Source organism: Brucella thiophenivorans (genome assembly GCF_002252445.1).
Classification (GTDB): Bacteria; Pseudomonadota; Alphaproteobacteria; order Rhizobiales; family Rhizobiaceae; genus Brucella; species Brucella thiophenivorans.
In genome coordinates this window covers 63,156-79,977 of the sequence record NZ_NNRJ01000061.1, presented here as the reverse complement: position 1 = coordinate 79,977, position 16,822 = coordinate 63,156, and the positions used below count along the sequence as shown (strand labels likewise).

Sequence of the window (16,822 nt, the reverse complement as noted above, 5' to 3'; positions counted from 1 at the left end):
TCGGAGAGCGGGATGCGAGACCAGATTGAAAACTTCAGGCAGAACTTTACCGCTCATAAGACGCTCGACGGGCGCATTGATGAGATATTTCTGGCTATGAAGCCACTTGGCTTCGAGGCTCTCATTTACGATTATACTCCGTCCGCTTTCGACATGAATGGCGAAATGATGGGGCCATCATTGATGAAACTGCGCAATATCAGCGATGACATGCCGGAGTTCTGGGCCGAAAAAGGCTATTTTCGTATTGATCCCGTTCAGCGGCTCGCTTGCCGCGCGTCAGTTCCATTCTTCTGGAACTATGAGGAAAAATCTGAATCATTGCTGCAAGAATTCATGACGGAAGATACGGCACCGGTCGCCCATTACCTGCACGAACGCGATATATCCGCAGGTGTCACCGTCCCCATCCATATGCCGCATGGCGATTACGCGACCGTCACCGGCGTTTTTTCCGGCACACGCTCGGATTTTAAACAGCGCGCCTTGCGCTATGTTGCCGATTTCAATCTGATGGCGCAAATTTTCCACCAGACCGCCTACGAGCTTTTCGATGAGCGCACGCGAGGCATTGGCAAGGTGCATCTGACCGACCGGGAACGTGAATGTCTGCGCTATGCAGCCGAGGGCTTCTCTGCAAAAGAAATATCCCGCATCATTACGCGATCAGTGCCCACTGTTGTGATGCATCTGAATGCGGCGGCAAAGAAACTCGGTGCAAAAAATCGCACACAGGCGGTTGTGCGAGCAACGCGCGCGCGCCTTCTCGACGCCTAGGCACGTCAGGACCTATAAGTTATGATAGCTGCCGCAGGCAAAGAAGCGGCGTTATGGTTCTCCAAAAACAGATAAATGGAGGATCAATTGGCTTCAATCAGGCAGACAGAAGGCTTTGTGCCTTTCCGTGATTATCAGACCTGGTATCGCATTACCGGCGCGCTCGATTCCGAAAAACTTCCACTCGTGGTCGCTCATGGCGGTCCGGGCTGCACGCATGATTATGTGGACGCCTTCAAGGACATTGCAACACTCGACGGTCGTGCGGTCATTCACTACGACCAGCTTGGCAACGGAAACTCCACGCGCCTCGTCGAAAAAGGCCCGGATTTCTGGACTGTCGATCTGTTTCTGGAAGAGTTGGATGCTTTGCTGAACCATCTTGGCATTCAGGATCGCTATGCCTATCTCGGCCAGTCATGGGGTGGCATGCTTGGTGCGGAACATGCCGTTCGGCAACCGGCAGGGCTCAAAGCACTGATAATCGCCAACTCGCCCGCCAACATGCACACTTGGGTCGCGGAAGCCAATCGCTTGCGGCTCGAACTTCCCACCGATGTGCAGGAAACTTTGTTGAAACACGAAAGCGCGGGCACGCTGACGGATCCTGAATATATCGCTGCGTCTCGTGTGTTTTATGATCGCCATGTCTGCCGCGTAAGCCCATGGCCCAAGGAAGTCGCACGAACTTTTGCCATCATGGACGAGGACAATACCGTCTATCGCAACATGAACGGCCCGACCGAATTTCATGTGATCGGCACAATGAAAGACTGGACGATTGAAGACCGCCTCAATCGCATTCAAGCGCCCACGCTTGTCATATCCGGTTACTATGACGAGGCAACACCCCTGGTGGTCAAACCTTATGTCGATAATATTCCCGGCAGCGAATGGGTGCTTTTTAAGCAATCAAGTCACATGCCACATGTTGAGGAACGCGACCTCTGCATGCAGACCGTATCAAAATTTCTGAGCGATGTAGAAGCCGTTTAAACAAAAGTCGCCAGATTTTAGTCTGGCGACCTGCTCAGCCATATATGCTGATCAGCTCATCATAGACGTCAGCATTGCCAGCAATCAACCTGTTACCGACCCTTAAACCATCATCCGCCAGAAAATCATTGGTGACCAATCCTGCGCCACGGATAACGGCTATTGCGCCAAGGCAATCCCATGAATTGATATGCGGTTCGATATAGCCGATCAGTCGCCCCGATGCGACATAGCACAATGTGAGTGCGCCCGATCCCTCGCGGCTGAACATGCCACCGGCGCGCAAAAGGCGACCAAACATCGGCAAAAACTCATCCGGCTTAACACGCGGCGAATAGCCAACACCGCAAATTCCATCTTTGACCGAGCGAGCCGGATGACGCTCCATAGGCTGACCATTCAGGGTGGAGCCTTCGCCCAAACCACTCGCGAACAACTCATCACGTGCAGGCGCATAAACAAGACCGAATTTCAATTCCCCATCAAGTACGAAGGCAATCGAAACACACCAGCTCGACATACCCGATATGAACGGCTGTGTGCCATCAATGGGATCAACCACCCAAATGCCCTGACCCGGATTAAAGTCGGTCATGCCAGTTTCTTCGCCAAGAAAGGCATCGTCAGGAAAGTTTTTCTCTAAACCGGATTTTATAAGCAGTTCGGTCTGCAAGTCGGCCTCGCTGGCCATATCCTGCAATCCCTTACTTTTAATCTCAAGCGTTTGACGGCGCTTGAAGTAATCATGCGCCAGATCACCGGCATCGCGAATGAGCTTAAGCGCATAATCATAACGCGCTTGGAGATCGGAAGAATTGGTCATGTGAAAATTCCAGACTTTAAATGGGGATGATTTGACATCTTGCGAGCATCACGCAGCAGCATTTTTCCAGAGCCAGGCAGCGCCACGCACGCCACTTGAATCACCATGAACAGCCTTCTTTATCGGCGTGTGAAACACGGTTGAGAATGTTCGCTTCGTCAATGCAGGCGGTAAATCCTCGTACAGTTCGTCCACATTGGACATGCCACCGCCCATGACCAGAACATCGGGGTCGAGCGTATTTACAACCGTTGCCAAACCGCGAGCGACCCGATCAATATAGCGTTCCCAAAGCATGGTCGACAATCGATCACCCGCACGCTTTTGTTCAATGATCTCACGCGCTTTCAACTCTGTGTTGGTATGTGACGTATATTCCGCTTCGAATGCACGGCCGGAAACCCATGTTTCCATACAGCCATGACGTCCGCAATAGCAGGGACGTCCCGGAATCTCCGAAGTCGTTGGGAAAGGAAGTGGATTATGCCCCCATTCACCGCCACTGTTGTTGGGACCATGATGCGCCTTACCACCAATCGCAATACCAGCACCGGCACCCGATCCCAAGATCACCGCGAAAACCACATTATGCCCTGCGCCTGCACCATCGACGGCTTCAGATGAGGCAAAGCAATCAGCATCATTTTCAACGCGCAAATCCCGGTTTAATGCCGCGAGAAGGTCTTGTTCAACCGGACGACCAAGAAGCCACGTCGAACTAGCACCCTTACCCAATCTGCTTACTGGTTCAAGCGAGCCCGGAATACCAATTCCAACCGAACCTTTTGACCCAGTCGTCATCTCGATTGAATCGATCATGTCTTTGATGATCGAAATACATCCGAAATAGTCGTGGCGAGGGGTCACTTCGCGCACACGCAGAAGCTCGCGCCCATCGGCATCCATCGCCACGCCTTCGATCTTTGTCCCACCCCAATCAATACCGATTAACATGCACAACTCCTCCTTGCCGTTTTCAAAGAAAACGGCTCTCCGATTCGCTAACTCAATAAATCAACTAAATAATATGTCTCGATCTCTGGCATATTCCGCGAGAAGCGGCAGGCTCGCCGCGCCTAAAACGCGCGCATCACTGCCGGTTTGCCCCTCCACAATTTCAACCGGCGCCACGCCCTGCATATTCATATTTGCCATTTTCTCGCGCGTGCGTTCTGCAACCTTCGAGCGCACATGCGCGGGAAAACCGCCATCGATGACGACGTAATGAAAATCGATGATGGAGATTGCAGAAACGACGGCGAAGGCAAGGCTATCAGTGGCCTGTTCTATCCATCTGTCCAGAACTGGACCGAGATGGCTCCAGTCGTCGGATTTGTGCCAGACGACCGTAGGGTCGCCACCTTCTTCTTTTATCATGCGCTCCAGCAGATAGATGGATGCACACTGAATAAGTTGTTTTGGAGTCTGCCCCGCAATTGGGGACGGCACGAGCGTTGAGCCGATAGAGCCTGCATAGCCACGCCGCCCCGGATAAAGCGATCCATCAAGCACAACGCCACCACCGATCAGCGTTGCAAAAAAAACATAGAGGAAATCAGGGTAATTGCGGCCTGCTCCAAATGCTATTTCGCCAGCACATGCCGCGGTGGCATCGTTATAGGAGTGAACCGGAAGTTTGAACAGGATCTCCAGCGTCCGCGCCAGATCGAAGTCTTTCCAGGCCTCGACCACATCGTGCGGGGCACCAACCTCTTCTTCCCAACTCCACATTTCTGATGGAACAGCAATGCCGATTCCGCGAACACGGCTGAACTGAAGCCTTGTCATATTATCGATAATCTCGTTGATACCTTTATCCACAAATTCTGTCAGAAGTTGCGGCGTCGGATATGCGTAATTTTGCTCCAGAGAATGGCGCTGCTGCCCTGCCATATCCATCAATACGATTTGTGCACTTCTTCTTCCAACCTTCACGCCGATTGAAAACGCACCTTCAGGGTTCAGAGACATTGGCACCGAAGGCTGGCCCACCTTCCCGCGCTGTGGCTCGCCACGCAACAACAGGCCGTCATTTTCCAACTGGGTCATAATGACGGAACTTGCCTGCGCGGATAGCCCGGTCAGCCTTGCAATCTCACCTTTGGATAGAGAACCATGCGCACGCACGAGCGAAAGTACCAAACGCTCATTGTATAGCTTAATGCCGGTCTGATTGGTTCCTCGACTGGGATCCGCCAGATTCTGGTGCGAATTTTCGATTTTCTCCATATCCAACGCAGCCCATTCTCCCGAAAGCATAGCCATGTTTATAACTTCCCAGCCATGACCATTGATGCCACTTTCCATCGCAGTATGAAAAAATCCAAATGCTTGTCAAATAAATAAATCATACCGATTGTCTAATCTGGCCCTATGATTACTCCATAATACGTAAATTATCGGCTTTTTCCTATTTTTTTTCTACGATAATAAATCATATGATGTTATGTATTGACAGATATGTCTTTTGCTGTTTGGAATAATGAGGAGCGCCGACGGAGGAGAAAGTGCTCTATCGATATCGCATCATCGACGAATTGCCGAAAATTCCAGGGAGGGAATGATGAGAGCAGTTACAGTTGGAGCTATCACAAGTTTTGCTATCGCAGCCGCGCTTTCAACGCCTGCAAAAGCCGAAGATGTCTCGGTCTGTCTTGTGACCAAAACAGAAACCAATCCATTCTTTGTAAAAATGAAAGAGGGTGCTGCGGCGAAGGCATCTGAACTCGGCATCAAGCTGATGACCTATGCCGGAAAAATGGACGGCGATGCCGACACACAGATTGCCGCAATTGAATCCTGCATTGCAGCAGGCGTCAAAGGCATCCTGCTGGTGCCAAACGATTCCAGTGCCCTTGTGCCGGTCGTAGAACAAGCGCGCAAGCAGGACATTATCGTCATCGCACTCGATACGCCGCTGGATCCTATTGATACTGCCGATGCAACTTTCGGAACGGATAACTTTAAAGCAGGCGAACTGATTGGCGAATGGGCTGCAGGCAAAATGGGCGATAAGGCAAAGGATGCCAAAATTGCACTTCTGAACCTCAACGCGCAGCAGATTACCGTCGATTACATGCGCAATCAGGGCTTTCTGTCCGGTTTTGGTATCGACATAAAAGACAAGACCCGCATTGGCGACGAGGATGATCCACGCATTGCAGGCAACGAGGCCAGCAACGCCAATGAAGAAGGCGGGCGCACCGCCATGGAAAGCCTGTTGCAGGTCAATCCAGACATCAATGTCGTCTACACTATCAACGAACCAGCAGCTGCAGGCGCTTTTGAGGCGATCAAGGCTGCGGGACGCGAGAAGGACATCACACTCGTATCGATCGATGGTGGTTGCCCAGGCGTACGCAACGTCAAGGATGGCGTAATCGGCGCGACATCGATGCAGTTTCCGCTCATCATGGCTGCAAAGGGCGTTGAGGCCATCAAGCAATTTGCTGATACCGGCGCAAAGCCTGCACCGTCATCAGGACTTGATTTCGTAGACACCGGCGTTGAGCTTGTGACAGACCAGCCGGTTGAAGGCATCAAGTCTATCAGCTCCGAAGAAGCCCTCAAGAAGTGCTGGGGCTAAATAATTTCGGGAGCGAACAACATTCTGGCTGACTTTGCGGTCGGCCAGAAATCGGGAAATTGACGTAATAACTGCTTTATGATGGCCGCTGTGCCATTATGGCCTTGCATGTCAGATCAGAGCGCACCCTATTTTGATTGACGCTGGGAAAGCGCTCTAAGTATTTGTTTTATCGCATTATCCCACGCAAAACCGCTACGCACTTTTGCTGGAAATGCTCTAGAAACGCAAGCCAGCCAGTGAATATGTCGGGCAGAAGGCATCGCTATGACAGAAGACCCCAATTCGACATCCGCGGATACGCTGCCGCAGAACCACGGCTATGCCCGGTTTGATGATGAACAGGTTGGCATCGTTGGTCGCATTCAACGTTTCCTGCATTCCTATCCCACGACAATTCCTTTGATCGTTCTGGCAATATCGCTTTTAGGCTTTGGGATTTTTGCAGGCGAACGGTTTTTCACGCCCTACAATATGTCATTGATCGTTCAGCAGGTTTCGATCATCGGCATTCTGGCCGCAGCGCAAAGCCTCGTTATTCTAACTGCCGGAATTGATCTGTCGGTCGCTGCAATCATGGTTTTGAGCTCGGTGGTTGCCGGTAATCTTGCCATCAAGCTCGGCCTCCCTCCGGCACTGTCAATTGCCGCTGCCTTTGCCTGCGGTACATTGATCGGCCTGTTCAACGGTTTTCTGATCACCCGCATCAAACTACCGCCATTTATCGCAACACTCGGTACCTGGAACATATTTTACGCGCTTAATCTCTACCTCTCAGGCGCACAATCCATAAGAGGCAGCGATATTGACACCACGGCTCCGTCGCTCAAATTCTTCGGCCAAACGATTTCGGTTTTCGGCACGGATATAAGCTATGGATCAGTTCTATTGATCATTGTTTTCATGGTGCTGTGGTATGCTTTGACTCGCACATCATGGGGGCGACACGTCTATGCCGTGGGTGATGACCGAGAAGCCGCGGAACTTGCAGGTATCCGCACGGATCGTGTTCTCCTCTCCGTCTATGCAGTCGCCGGGTTTATCTGCGCACTCGCTGGCTGGTCTGCAATCGGACGACTTGGTGCGGTTTCCCCCACCAGTTTCTTCGAAGGCAATCTGCAATCGATCACTGCCGTGGTGATTGGTGGAATATCCTTGTTCGGCGGACGCGGTTCCATTCTCGGCCCCTTGGTCGGAGCGCTCATTGTTGGCGTTTTCCAGTCAGGCCTGCGCATCGCCGGCGTGGATGTTCTGTGGCAACTTTTTGCAATTGGATGGCTCATCCTCATCGCCGTCTCGATTGATCAATGGATCAGAAAGGTATCGGCATGACCGACGCTGTCAGACCTGTCCTTGAAGCAAAAGGACTTACCAAGCGATACGGGCGTGTTGTTGCGATCGATCAGGCAGATTTCGATCTCATGCCCGGCGAAATCCTTGGCGTCATTGGCGACAATGGCGCTGGAAAGTCGAGCCTCATTAAAGCACTCTCCGGTGCAGTCAGACCGGATGGCGGGGAAATTCTGCTCGATGGCAAACCGGTTTCATTCGGCTCACCCATTGAAGCCCGACATGCCGGCATTGAGACCGTCTATCAAACGCTGGCTCTTTCGCCTGCTCTGTCGATCAGTGAGAACATGTTTCTTGGACGTGAACTTTATACGTCAGGACTGATGGGGCGCTTCCTGCGCCACATGGATCGGCCTGCCATGGATCGCATTGCGCGTGATAAACTCTCAGAACTGGGACTTCTGACTATCCAAAACATCAACCAGCCGGTCGAAACCCTTTCGGGTGGACAGCGACAGGGTGTGGCTGTGGCAAGAGCTGCGGCCTTTGGTTCCAAAGTCATCATCATGGATGAGCCAACAGCGGCTCTTGGTGTGAAGGAATCGCGCAAAGTGCTCGATCTTATTCTCAAAGTGAGAGCGCGCGGCGTTCCAATCGTGTTGATCAGCCATAATATGCCTCATGTATTTGAAGTTGCAGACAGAATCCATATTCACCGGCTTGGAAAAAGAGCAACGATTGTCAAACCCGGCGAAGTATCCATGTCGGACGCAGTTGCAATCATGACGGGTGCAATGCCTCCGCCAGTTCATTGAATGGGTTACTCACCAAGGCTTAATTGACCTCCCTTTAACAACATGCGACGAATAATTGTCATGCATCAGGCAGCAAATATCGAGCGCAAAACATGTTCGACTATTGTATCGTGGGAGGCGGGATCGTCGGCTTGGCGACCGCATTAAAGATTGTGAAAAGCGAGCCGGATGCTCGGCTTCTTCTGTTAGAAAAAGAAAGCACGCTCGCCGCTCACCAGACCGGGCATAATAGCGGGGTGATTCATGCCGGGATTTATTATAAGCCCGGCAGCCTGAAAGCCGAGCTTTGCCGCGCAGGCGAGCGCATCACAAAGCAATTTTGCGACGAGAATAATATTCCCTACCGCACACCCGGAAAACTTGTCGTCGCAACCAACCAGATCGAATTGCAGCGTCTCGCGAACCTCGAAACAAACGCGGGCGCAAACAATATCAACTGTCGCAAGTTATCTGCCGCAGAGCTTATCGAGATGGAACTCGCAGTGACCGGACTTGGTGCCTTGCTGGTCGAGCAAACGGGCATCGTTGACTATCGCGCAGTTTCCAAAGCCATGGGCAATATGATCAGAGCTACGGGTGGCACAATCATATTCGACGTCAAAGTTGATCACATCGAAGAGCGTTCCGATAGCGTCCGGGTGCATACCGATAAGGACGTATGGGAAAGCCGCTATGTTATTGCCTGTGCCGGATTACAAGCTGACCGGCTCGCGCGACGTTCAGGGCAGGCCGTCGATTTCCAGATTGTACCATTTCGCGGCGAATATTACGCGCTAAAGCCGGAACTGAGTAATCTCGTCGAGCGCATGATCTATCCGGTGCCTGATCCAGCCATGCCATTTCTCGGCATTCACCTCACTCCCATGATGGATGGCAGATTAACCGTCGGGCCAAACGCCGTTCTTGGTATGTCACGCGAAGGCTATGCAAAATTCTCGATCAATCTTCAGGACATGGCCACCTATGCGAAGTTCCCTGGCTTCTGGAAGGTCATTTCCAACAATCTTCGCTCCGGTATTCAGGAGATGAGAGACAGTGTCTTCAAATCGAGCTATCTGGAAAAATGCCGCAAATATTGCCCGTCGCTTCAAGTTGATGATCTTTTGCCTTATCGGGCGGGAATACGGGCGCAGGCCGTTTCCAAAGACGGTGAATTAATACATGATTTCAAATTCTTACAGTCAAAGCGCGTTCTGCATGTATGCAATGCGCCCTCGCCGGCAGCAACCTCAGCAATCCCAATTGGCGATCTGATTTTCAGAACGTTGCGCCAATCAGAGAGCTAAACGCGCTTTAACTCTCCTCAATCACGCGAACACTATGTCCGGCACCAATATCCATCAATTGCGTCAATGGCGGCGGCTGATGCACATCATGCGTACCAAAGCTCGTTGGATAAAACGCATAGCCTTGCGGTGCTAGAGGCGCAGTTCTCTCATCAATGAGGCGCGTGCCGGTCAGCTCCGCAATCGGATCTGGAATGGCGGATATTAGTCGACGCGTATAGGGATGCGTCGGGTTTGAGAATATCCGATCCCATGGCCCGGTTTCAACAATCTGTCCAAAATACATGACAGCTACCCGGTCGCTCATATGTTCAACAACGCTCAGATCATGGCTGATCATGATGTAGGATAACCCCAGTCGTTCTTTGAGTTCCAGCAACAGATTGATGATCTGTGCGCGGATGGAAACATCGAGCGCCGAGACTGGTTCATCAAGCACGATGACTTTTGGATTGAGCAACAATGCGCGAGCTATGCCGATACGCTGGCGCTGACCACCGGAAAACTCATGCGGAAAGCGCTTAGCCTGCTCTGGTTTCAAGCCAACGAGCGTCAAGATTTCCTCAACACGTCCATCGACTTCGCTGCGGGATTTAACACCATGAAGCTTGAGTGGTGCAGCAAGCGACGTATAAATCGTCTGACGGGGATTGAGCGAAGCGAATGGATCCTGAAAGACCATCTGCGCCATTTTCGCGCGTTCAAGACGCGACGGTTCGTTTGTGCCGGTAATCGGCTTGCCCTCGAAATAAATCTCTCCGCTGCTGGGCTTCTGCAATCCCACAATTGAAAGGGCGAGCGTGGATTTACCGCAACCGGATTCGCCCACAATCGACAGACACTCGCCTTTGTTCAGATCGAGGCTCAGATCATTGACTGCATGCAAAAATTGCTTGGAACGGGTGAAAATGCCGCCACTGACCGCAAACTTAACGGATACATCTTCAATGCGGACGAGAGACTCTGTGGCTTTGGTGGAAAACATCTCATTCATGATGAAAGCACCTCACCGAACCTGCATCTGGCAAAGGTGTCCATCCCGGTTTTTCAGCGCGGCAAATATCCGTTGCACGCGTGCAACGTGGCTCAAACCTGCAACCTTGAGGAAAGGCAGAAATCGACGGAACAACGCCTTCAATTTCCTGCAATGGGTGCTGTCCCTGCTTTTGGCGCGAACCCAGCCGGGGCAGTGATGCCAGAAGACCATGCGCATAAGGGTGCGTTGGGTGCTGAAAAAGACCCGCTGTTGCTCGCTCCTCTACCAGATGCCCGGCATACATGACGCCGACACGGCGACACATTTTGGCAATCACACCAAGATCATGGCTGATCATCAGCACCGAGGTTCCGCGTGCCGTGCAAAGCTCCTGCATGAGACGTAGGATTTCCGCCTGCACCGTCACATCAAGTGCTGTGGTGGGTTCATCGGCAATCAGCAAATCAGGATTACAGGCAAGTGCGATGGCAATCATCACACGTTGCCGCATACCACCAGACATTTGATGCGGATAGTTTTTCACCCGCTGATCGGGTGCAGGAACTTGCACACTTGCCAGTGCTTCAACAGCCTGACGCTCCGCTTCATGCCATGTTGCACCCTGATGCAGCACGAACATTTCCGCGATCTGTCGCCCAACAGGTGAGACGGGATTGAGTGCTGTCATCGGCTCCTGAAAAATCATCGCAATGCGATTGCCACGCAATTTACGCATATCTCGCGATGACAGTGTCCGTAAATCCTGCCCTTTGAAGCGGATTGCACCGCCAGTCACAGAAAGCGGTTTGCGCAACAGCCCGATCATCGCCAGCGCTGTTATGCTTTTGCCGCAACCAGACTCACCCACCAGACCGAATGTTTCCCCCGCGCCAATCTTGAAAGATACGTCCTCAACCACATTATGCCGGGTTGAGCCCGACGTAATATCGATGCGCAGGTTTTCCACCTCAAGAAGTGCGTTTTCGCTCATACCTTGCGCGTCCTCATATGCGGATCGAGCCAGTCTCTAAGGCCATCACCGAAAAGATTAAGCCCAAGCACAGCGAAGAAAATGGCAAGGCCCGGGAAGATTGCAGCCCAAGGCGCGTTCACAATCAGTTCGCGCGCGTCGCTCAGCATATTGCCCCAGCTTGGCTCAGGCGGACTGATGCCGAGGCCAAGATAAGAAAGCGCTGCTTCCGCGAGAATTGCATCACCCATTCCAAGCGTGCCGATGACAAGGATCGGTCCAATCATATTGGGCACAATTTGCGTGATCATGATGCGGGCATCACTATAGCCAAGCATTTTGGCTGCCTGAATATAGCCCTGCTTTTTAAGCGAAAGTGTCGAACTTCGCGCGATACGGCATGTCCATGACCAGTTTGTAAGGCCCAATGCAAGCAAGAGGCTTGGAAGCCCGGGCCCAAGGACCGCCATGATAGCAAGCGCAAAGATGAGCGAGGGGATTGCCAGCATCAGATTGGTGAGACCGCTTACAAAATCATCCCACCAGCCCCCGAAATAGCCTGCTGAAATGCCAAGGCAAAGCCCGATGACCGTGTTGATACATTGCGACACCACACCCACGGTCAAAGAGACTTGCGCACCGTAAAGCAGGCGGGAAAAAACATCGCGCCCCTGCGCATCGGTGCCGAACCAGAACTGGCTGTCTGGCGGCAGTTCAGCATTCATAAGATCGGCATCCATAACCGGATGATAAGGGGCAATCCACGGCGCAAAAATCGCGCCTGTCACCATGATAGCGCAGATGACGCCGCCGAATACGAGATTGAAACGCAGCTTCATAGGCCTACTCGTGGCTTATACGCGGATCGATGACCGCGTAGAGAATATCAACAACCGTATTAATGATAAGAAACCACAACACGATCACGAGAATAGCCCCTTGCACGACTGGAATATCGCGCATCGAAACACTATCGATCAAAAGCGATCCAAGCCCCGGCCAGGAGAAGAGCTTTTCAACCACCACGGCCTGCCCCATCATTGAGCCGAACTGCAAGCCGATGGTTGTGATAATAAGCACCAGCGCATTGCGCATGACATGCCATTTTACAAGACGAAAACTGCTCATGCCTTTGGAACGCGCCGTGCGGATAAAATCGGCGCCCATCACTTCAAGCACGGCTGCGCGTGTGGTTCGCGCCAGAAGGGCGAGCGGTGCCACACCCAGAGTGAGTGCGGGCAGGATCACATGTCTTATGCCACCATCGCCATAGCCGAAACTCGGCAACCAGCCGAGCGTCAGCGCGAAAAAATACATTAACAGCAAGCCAAGCCAGAACTGCGGCAACGACAGACCGGAAACCGCGCCAATCATTGTCACGCTGTCGAGAATACTGCCGGGTTTGAGCGCTGCCAGAAAGCCGAGCGGCACGCCCACAAGAATCGCAAAACCCATGGCCGCAAATGCGAGTTTCAGCGTCGGCCCCATACGCTCCTGAATCAGCGAAATGACCGGCTGTCTTGATCTGTAAGATGTCCCGAGATCAAATTGCGCAAGCTGAACCATGTAATTGCCGAACCGCACGTGGACAGGCTTGTCGAGGCCGAATTCCTGCGTGATCTTTTCGACCATTTTTGGGTCATTCATGCCCTTGCCATTGGCGATCAGCCCCGAGGCGATGCTACCCGGAACCACGCTGAAAATGACAAAGATCAGCAGTGACACTGCAATGACCGTCGGTATCATTTGCAAAACACGGCGGACAATAAAATAGAGCACACAGTCCTCTTTTCGGATCAGCGGCCCGCCCAGAACGGGCGAGCCAAACCTCGTCAAAAAGGCTTAACGCCCGGATGGAACCGTGTCGTCAACCCAAAGCTTTTCATAGGACTGAACTGCAAGTTCCGCCGAGTTGGGCTGAAGACCGTGCAGCCATGGCTGATGCGCCATTACAGCTTTATTGTAGTTGAAGAACCAGACTGGCGCTTCTTCCTGCAACAGATTGTTAGCTTTCTTCAGCAGTTCGTTCTTTTCTTCTTCGGTTTTTGCAAGCTTCGCTTCATCGACAATTTTATCAAAGTCAGCATTTGCGAACTTCTGATAATTACAGGACGATTGTGGTGTCGTGGAATAGAAACACTGCATCGCAGTCAGTGCATCAGGACCGCTTTCGAGCGACCACATATAGGCCTGGAAATTACCTGACGGAACCACATCTGCGAGCACGGAAGCCTCGACCGGCTTTGCTGTGACCTTGATCCCGACTTTAGCTAGCATCGGAATGATGGCCTGAACGATGGTCAGCCCCCAGCTTTCATTCTGGGTCGCGGTCAATTCAAACTCGAAGCCATCCGGGTAACCGGCCTCTGCAAGCAGCGCCTTCGCCTTTTCAGGATCATATGGATAAGGCTTTGCATCCTTATCAAAAGCAGGCGATGAATTTGGCAGCCAGCCAACCGCACGATAGGCCTTATCCTTCACAAGACGCTTGATGATCAGATCGCTGTCGATGGCATAATTGATCGCCTGACGAACGCGCTTGTCCTGAAATGGTTTGAAATCCGGATTGAAGCCCACGGTACGCGTGTAAACTTCCGCGACTTCCACCATGTTTTTCGCCAACTCAGAATCGGCAAGATAGGCAGTATATTGCGCAGGTCCAAGCACTGCGACATCGATTTCCTTGTTGCGGAAAGCCACATCGCGTGCAGAGGCATCGCCCATGATCATGATATTGATCTTGTCCGCGAAAGGCTTGCCCTTTTCGTAATATTTGTCCCACTTCTCGACCGTCAGACGCGAACCGGGAACATATTCGGCAAATTTATACGGTCCAAGGCCTATCGGATGACGCTGAAATTCATCGCTGTCACCCTCCCCAGCCGGATAGATCGCAGTGTTATTGCGCATGAACTGGTAGCCGGGGTCAATCGGCTGCTTGAGTGTGATTTCCAGCGTATGATCGTCAATCTTTTTCAGACCGGAAATTTCTTTGGCCTTGCCTTGGGTATATTCTTCAGCGCCCTTGATTTCGGAAATATAACGCGCTGGAGGAAAAGCCTTTTTCGGGTCCATTATCCGGGTAAAGCTCCAGATAATATCGTCAGCCGTCAACGGCTTGTCATTATGGAAAAATGCGTCTTCCCGCAGCTTGTAAGTATAAACAAGCTTGTCATCAGATACAGTTACATCTGTCGCCAAACCCAGCACAGGCTTGTTCTGATCAGCATCCCAATCATAAAGCGTGCGATGGATGGCCTTAGCATAAAACTCATCCTGCGTGGTGGGTGACGCCTGAATATCGAGCGTAGAGAAACTATCGCCGTAAGGTGCTACGAAATTGATGACGCCACCAGAACGTGGCTCATCCGCAGCAAAAGCAGCAGTGCCGGTCATTAGAGCAGCCGACAATGCCGCAAGTAACGCAAACTTTCTCATATTCTTCCCCATCTTATCCTCCCTGTTATTTTATTAAGAACGTTCGAACACCACTTCACCATCGCGGATGGTAAGAACGCAATGCGTATCGTTGAGAATTTCTTCTGGCTTGGCAGTCAACATGTTGCGTGAAAAGACAGCTATATCAGCAACTTGCCCGGCGATAAGCTTGCCTTTGACATCTTCCAGCTTCTGAGAAAACGCACCATATTCCGTATAGACCTGAAGCGCCTCTTCAATGCTCACCCGCTCGCGCGCATCCATTACTGTGCCTTTGCCCGTCTTGCGCGTCAGCATCGAATAGATGTTCGGATAGGGATTTGGATGACAGACGGGCGCATCGCTACCCGTTGCAGGCTTGAAGCCAAGGTCTTTCCAGGTCTTGAGTGGATAGCTGGACAAGGCCTTTTCTTCGCCCAGAACCGAAATATAGGCATCGCCAAAATCATAAATGAATACCTGCTGCGGGCATGGATAAATCCCTGCCATCTTCATGCGTTCATGCTGTTCGGGCGTTGAGAAGCCACAATGTTCAATACGATGACGACGATCAGGATCAGGTTGGGCGGCAAGCGCCTTTTCATAAGCCGTGATCAATTGTCCGATCGCTGCATCACCAATAGCGTGGCAAGCGAGTTGATAGCCTCTCTTGTGGGCATCAAGCACCAGCGCTTCAAGCTCCGCATCGGGCAATATCTGCACACCGATATTGTTGTCATCGCCAAGATACGGCTTGCTCATCCATGCGGTGCGACCGCCTGCAGAGCCATCAAGGAAAATCTTGACGGCACCCACTGTCAGCATGTCGTCGCCAACGCCCGAGACGAGACCAGCCTCATAACACTTATCGACAATCGAAGTGCCTGGATCGCCCAAAAGCACCAGCCAGGTGCGAACCGGCAAGCGCTTTTGGAGCTTTGCAAGATTGTAGGCGCGGATTTCATCAAAGCCTGCAACATGCCCGACCGCTGCATCCATGACACTGGTAATGCCATAGGACAGCAACAGATTGCCTGCCGATTCAATCGCTTCGATCATTTCTTCCGTGGTTGCCGTCGGGATAGCCTGACGCACAACGCCTTGTGCATTTTCGGCAACCATGCCGGTCAGTACACCGTTTTGTTGTTCGATCAAACCGCCATCCGGCACCGGCGACTTTTCGTCGATCCCGGCGAGCTCAAAAGCTTTAGAATTGAAAATCGAAACGTGACCGCAGGCCCTCACCAGCATAACCGGATGATCTGGAGCAGCCGCATCAAGCTCGGACTTATGCGGATGGCGACCAATATCGAGTTTGGTTTGATCGTAGCCGCGCGCTTTGATCCATGTACCGGCAGGCACTAAAGCCGCTTGTTGGCGTATTGCGTCAAGCAGTTTTTCCAATGTGGGCGCCGCTTGCGGCGTCGCATCAATCCAGTTGAGCGTCAGCCCAACGGATATGAGATGAAGATGCGCATCATTTAAGCCGGGAGTGGCAAACTGCCCTTCAAGATTAATCAGCCGCGTGTTTTCACCTTTGAACGACCAAATCTGGTCCTTCGTGCCTGCTGCAAGAACCTTGCCCTGCCAGATAGCCAGAGCGTCAACTATGTCCTCTTCATATCCACACCAGATAGTACCGTTATAAAGTATCGTATCGGCACGCAATTCGGGCACTGCTGACATTTGGCGATCTCCTCCTGAAAACGTACTGATCATATCGGCACGTCTTATTTTTCTTGTTTTGGCACATAAAAAGAAAACTATTTCACATTCTCAGGTTATGCGCCAAATCCCTACTTTATGGAGGATGATCAGAGTCCCGCTAATCTATCAACTGATTAAGCTGCGGAACCCTTAAAATTTATGAGCCAACTTATCCAAAA

General features: G+C 51.8%; 15 protein-coding genes. 6 read left to right on the top strand and 9 right to left on the bottom strand.

The features are described from left to right. The first annotated feature begins 12 nt into the window (after positions 1–12). Both CEV31_RS18985 and CEV31_RS18980 read left to right on the top strand, forming a co-directional pair. Positions 13–777 carry a helix-turn-helix transcriptional regulator gene (locus CEV31_RS18985; RefSeq protein WP_094509495.1) on the top strand — a complete coding sequence of 255 codons (765 nt, stop codon included), beginning with the start codon at positions 13–15 and terminating at the stop codon, positions 775–777. 87 nt (positions 778–864) lie between these two features. Beyond that, on the top strand, positions 865–1,773 hold the full coding sequence (locus tag CEV31_RS18980; protein ID WP_094509613.1) for a proline iminopeptidase-family hydrolase: 909 nt from the start codon (positions 865–867) through the stop codon (positions 1,771–1,773). 34 nt (positions 1,774–1,807) lie between these two features. Here the strand turns inward: CEV31_RS18980 and CEV31_RS18975 are convergent, their stop codons facing one another. Genes CEV31_RS18975 through CEV31_RS18965 form a run of 3 tightly spaced genes read right to left on the bottom strand, consistent with a single transcriptional unit; the run spans position 1,808 to position 4,861 of the window. After that, complete coding sequence (locus CEV31_RS18975) at positions 1,808–2,596, bottom strand: inositol monophosphatase family protein (RefSeq protein WP_094509493.1); 789 nt, start codon at positions 2,594–2,596, stop codon at positions 1,808–1,810. 48 nt (positions 2,597–2,644) lie between these two features. Beyond that, a complete protein-coding gene (locus CEV31_RS18970; protein WP_094509491.1) occupies positions 2,645–3,550 on the bottom strand; it encodes an ROK family protein in 906 nt (301 codons plus the stop codon). A 60-nt stretch (positions 3,551–3,610) separates the two neighbouring features. Continuing rightward, the gene (locus tag CEV31_RS18965) at positions 3,611–4,861 is read right to left on the bottom strand and encodes an ROK family transcriptional regulator (protein WP_235818177.1); all 1,251 of its coding nucleotides are present in this window, start codon (positions 4,859–4,861) and stop codon (positions 3,611–3,613) included. A 295-nt stretch (positions 4,862–5,156) separates the two neighbouring features. Between CEV31_RS18965 and CEV31_RS18960 the strand changes: the two genes are divergently transcribed. From CEV31_RS18960 to lhgO, 4 genes are all read left to right on the top strand, one after another. Then, complete coding sequence (locus tag CEV31_RS18960; protein WP_374847271.1) at positions 5,157–6,182, top strand: sugar ABC transporter substrate-binding protein; 1,026 nt, start codon at positions 5,157–5,159, stop codon at positions 6,180–6,182. Positions 6,183–6,449: 267 nt separating this feature from the next. Next, entirely contained in the window at positions 6,450–7,514 is a 1,065-nt protein-coding gene (locus CEV31_RS18955) for an ABC transporter permease (RefSeq protein WP_094509489.1), read from the top strand. Beyond that, complete coding sequence (locus tag CEV31_RS18950) at positions 7,490–8,287, top strand: ATP-binding cassette domain-containing protein (RefSeq protein WP_094509486.1); 798 nt, start codon at positions 7,490–7,492, stop codon at positions 8,285–8,287. Before CEV31_RS18955 ends, CEV31_RS18950 begins: the two co-directional genes overlap by 25 nt. 92 nt (positions 8,288–8,379) lie before the next feature. After that, a complete protein-coding gene (gene lhgO / locus CEV31_RS18945; protein WP_094509484.1) occupies positions 8,380–9,573 on the top strand; it encodes an L-2-hydroxyglutarate oxidase in 1,194 nt (397 codons plus the stop codon). 7 nt (positions 9,574–9,580) lie between these two features. Here lhgO and CEV31_RS18940 read toward each other — a convergent pair whose 3' ends face one another. The 6 genes from CEV31_RS18940 to CEV31_RS18915 all read right to left on the bottom strand — a co-directional run bounded on the left by CEV31_RS18940 (position 9,581) and on the right by CEV31_RS18915 (position 16,622). Continuing rightward, positions 9,581–10,567, bottom strand: a complete 987-nt coding sequence (locus CEV31_RS18940; RefSeq protein ID WP_094509482.1) for an ABC transporter ATP-binding protein — start codon at positions 10,565–10,567, stop codon at positions 9,581–9,583. Next, on the bottom strand, positions 10,560–11,540 hold the full coding sequence (locus CEV31_RS18935; protein ID WP_094509480.1) for an ABC transporter ATP-binding protein: 981 nt from the start codon (positions 11,538–11,540) through the stop codon (positions 10,560–10,562). Before CEV31_RS18935 ends, CEV31_RS18940 begins: the two co-directional genes overlap by 8 nt. Continuing rightward, on the bottom strand, positions 11,537–12,358 hold the full coding sequence (locus CEV31_RS18930; RefSeq protein ID WP_094509478.1) for an ABC transporter permease: 822 nt from the start codon (positions 12,356–12,358) through the stop codon (positions 11,537–11,539). Before CEV31_RS18930 ends, CEV31_RS18935 begins: the two co-directional genes overlap by 4 nt. A 4-nt stretch (positions 12,359–12,362) precedes the next feature. After that, positions 12,363–13,298: an ABC transporter permease gene (locus CEV31_RS18925; protein ID WP_094509607.1), complete on the bottom strand. Its 936-nt coding sequence runs from the start codon at positions 13,296–13,298 to the stop codon at positions 12,363–12,365. Between the two features lie 63 nt (positions 13,299–13,361). Further along, complete coding sequence (locus CEV31_RS18920; RefSeq protein ID WP_094509605.1) at positions 13,362–14,957, bottom strand: ABC transporter substrate-binding protein; 1,596 nt, start codon at positions 14,955–14,957, stop codon at positions 13,362–13,364. Between the two features lie 33 nt (positions 14,958–14,990). Beyond that, complete coding sequence (locus CEV31_RS18915; RefSeq protein WP_094509476.1) at positions 14,991–16,622, bottom strand: amidohydrolase; 1,632 nt, start codon at positions 16,620–16,622, stop codon at positions 14,991–14,993. Between the last annotated feature and the right edge of the window lie 200 nt (positions 16,623–16,822).

Excerpts from the sequence above, each read along its gene's own strand:
- CEV31_RS18985 (WP_094509495.1), top strand. The coding sequence starts at position 13 with ATGCGAGACCAGATTGAAAACTTCAGGCAGAACTTTACCGCTCATAAG.
- CEV31_RS18975 (WP_094509493.1), bottom strand. The coding sequence starts at position 2,596 with ATGACCAATTCTTCCGATCTCCAAGCGCGTTATGATTATGCGCTTAAG.
- CEV31_RS18970 (WP_094509491.1), bottom strand. The coding sequence starts at position 3,550 with ATGTTAATCGGTATTGATTGGGGTGGGACAAAGATCGAAGGCGTGGCG.
- CEV31_RS18965 (WP_235818177.1), bottom strand. The coding sequence starts at position 4,861 with ATGGCTATGCTTTCGGGAGAATGGGCTGCGTTGGATATGGAGAAAATC.
- CEV31_RS18960 (WP_374847271.1), top strand. The coding sequence starts at position 5,157 with ATGATGAGAGCAGTTACAGTTGGAGCTATCACAAGTTTTGCTATCGCA.
- CEV31_RS18955 (WP_094509489.1), top strand. The coding sequence starts at position 6,450 with ATGACAGAAGACCCCAATTCGACATCCGCGGATACGCTGCCGCAGAAC.
- CEV31_RS18950 (WP_094509486.1), top strand. The coding sequence starts at position 7,490 with ATGGATCAGAAAGGTATCGGCATGACCGACGCTGTCAGACCTGTCCTT.
- lhgO (WP_094509484.1), top strand. The coding sequence starts at position 8,380 with ATGTTCGACTATTGTATCGTGGGAGGCGGGATCGTCGGCTTGGCGACC.
- CEV31_RS18940 (WP_094509482.1), bottom strand. The coding sequence starts at position 10,567 with ATGAATGAGATGTTTTCCACCAAAGCCACAGAGTCTCTCGTCCGCATT.
- CEV31_RS18935 (WP_094509480.1), bottom strand. The coding sequence starts at position 11,540 with ATGAGCGAAAACGCACTTCTTGAGGTGGAAAACCTGCGCATCGATATT.
- CEV31_RS18930 (WP_094509478.1), bottom strand. The coding sequence starts at position 12,358 with ATGAAGCTGCGTTTCAATCTCGTATTCGGCGGCGTCATCTGCGCTATC.
- CEV31_RS18920 (WP_094509605.1), bottom strand. The coding sequence starts at position 14,957 with ATGAGAAAGTTTGCGTTACTTGCGGCATTGTCGGCTGCTCTAATGACC.
- CEV31_RS18915 (WP_094509476.1), bottom strand. The coding sequence starts at position 16,622 with ATGTCAGCAGTGCCCGAATTGCGTGCCGATACGATACTTTATAACGGT.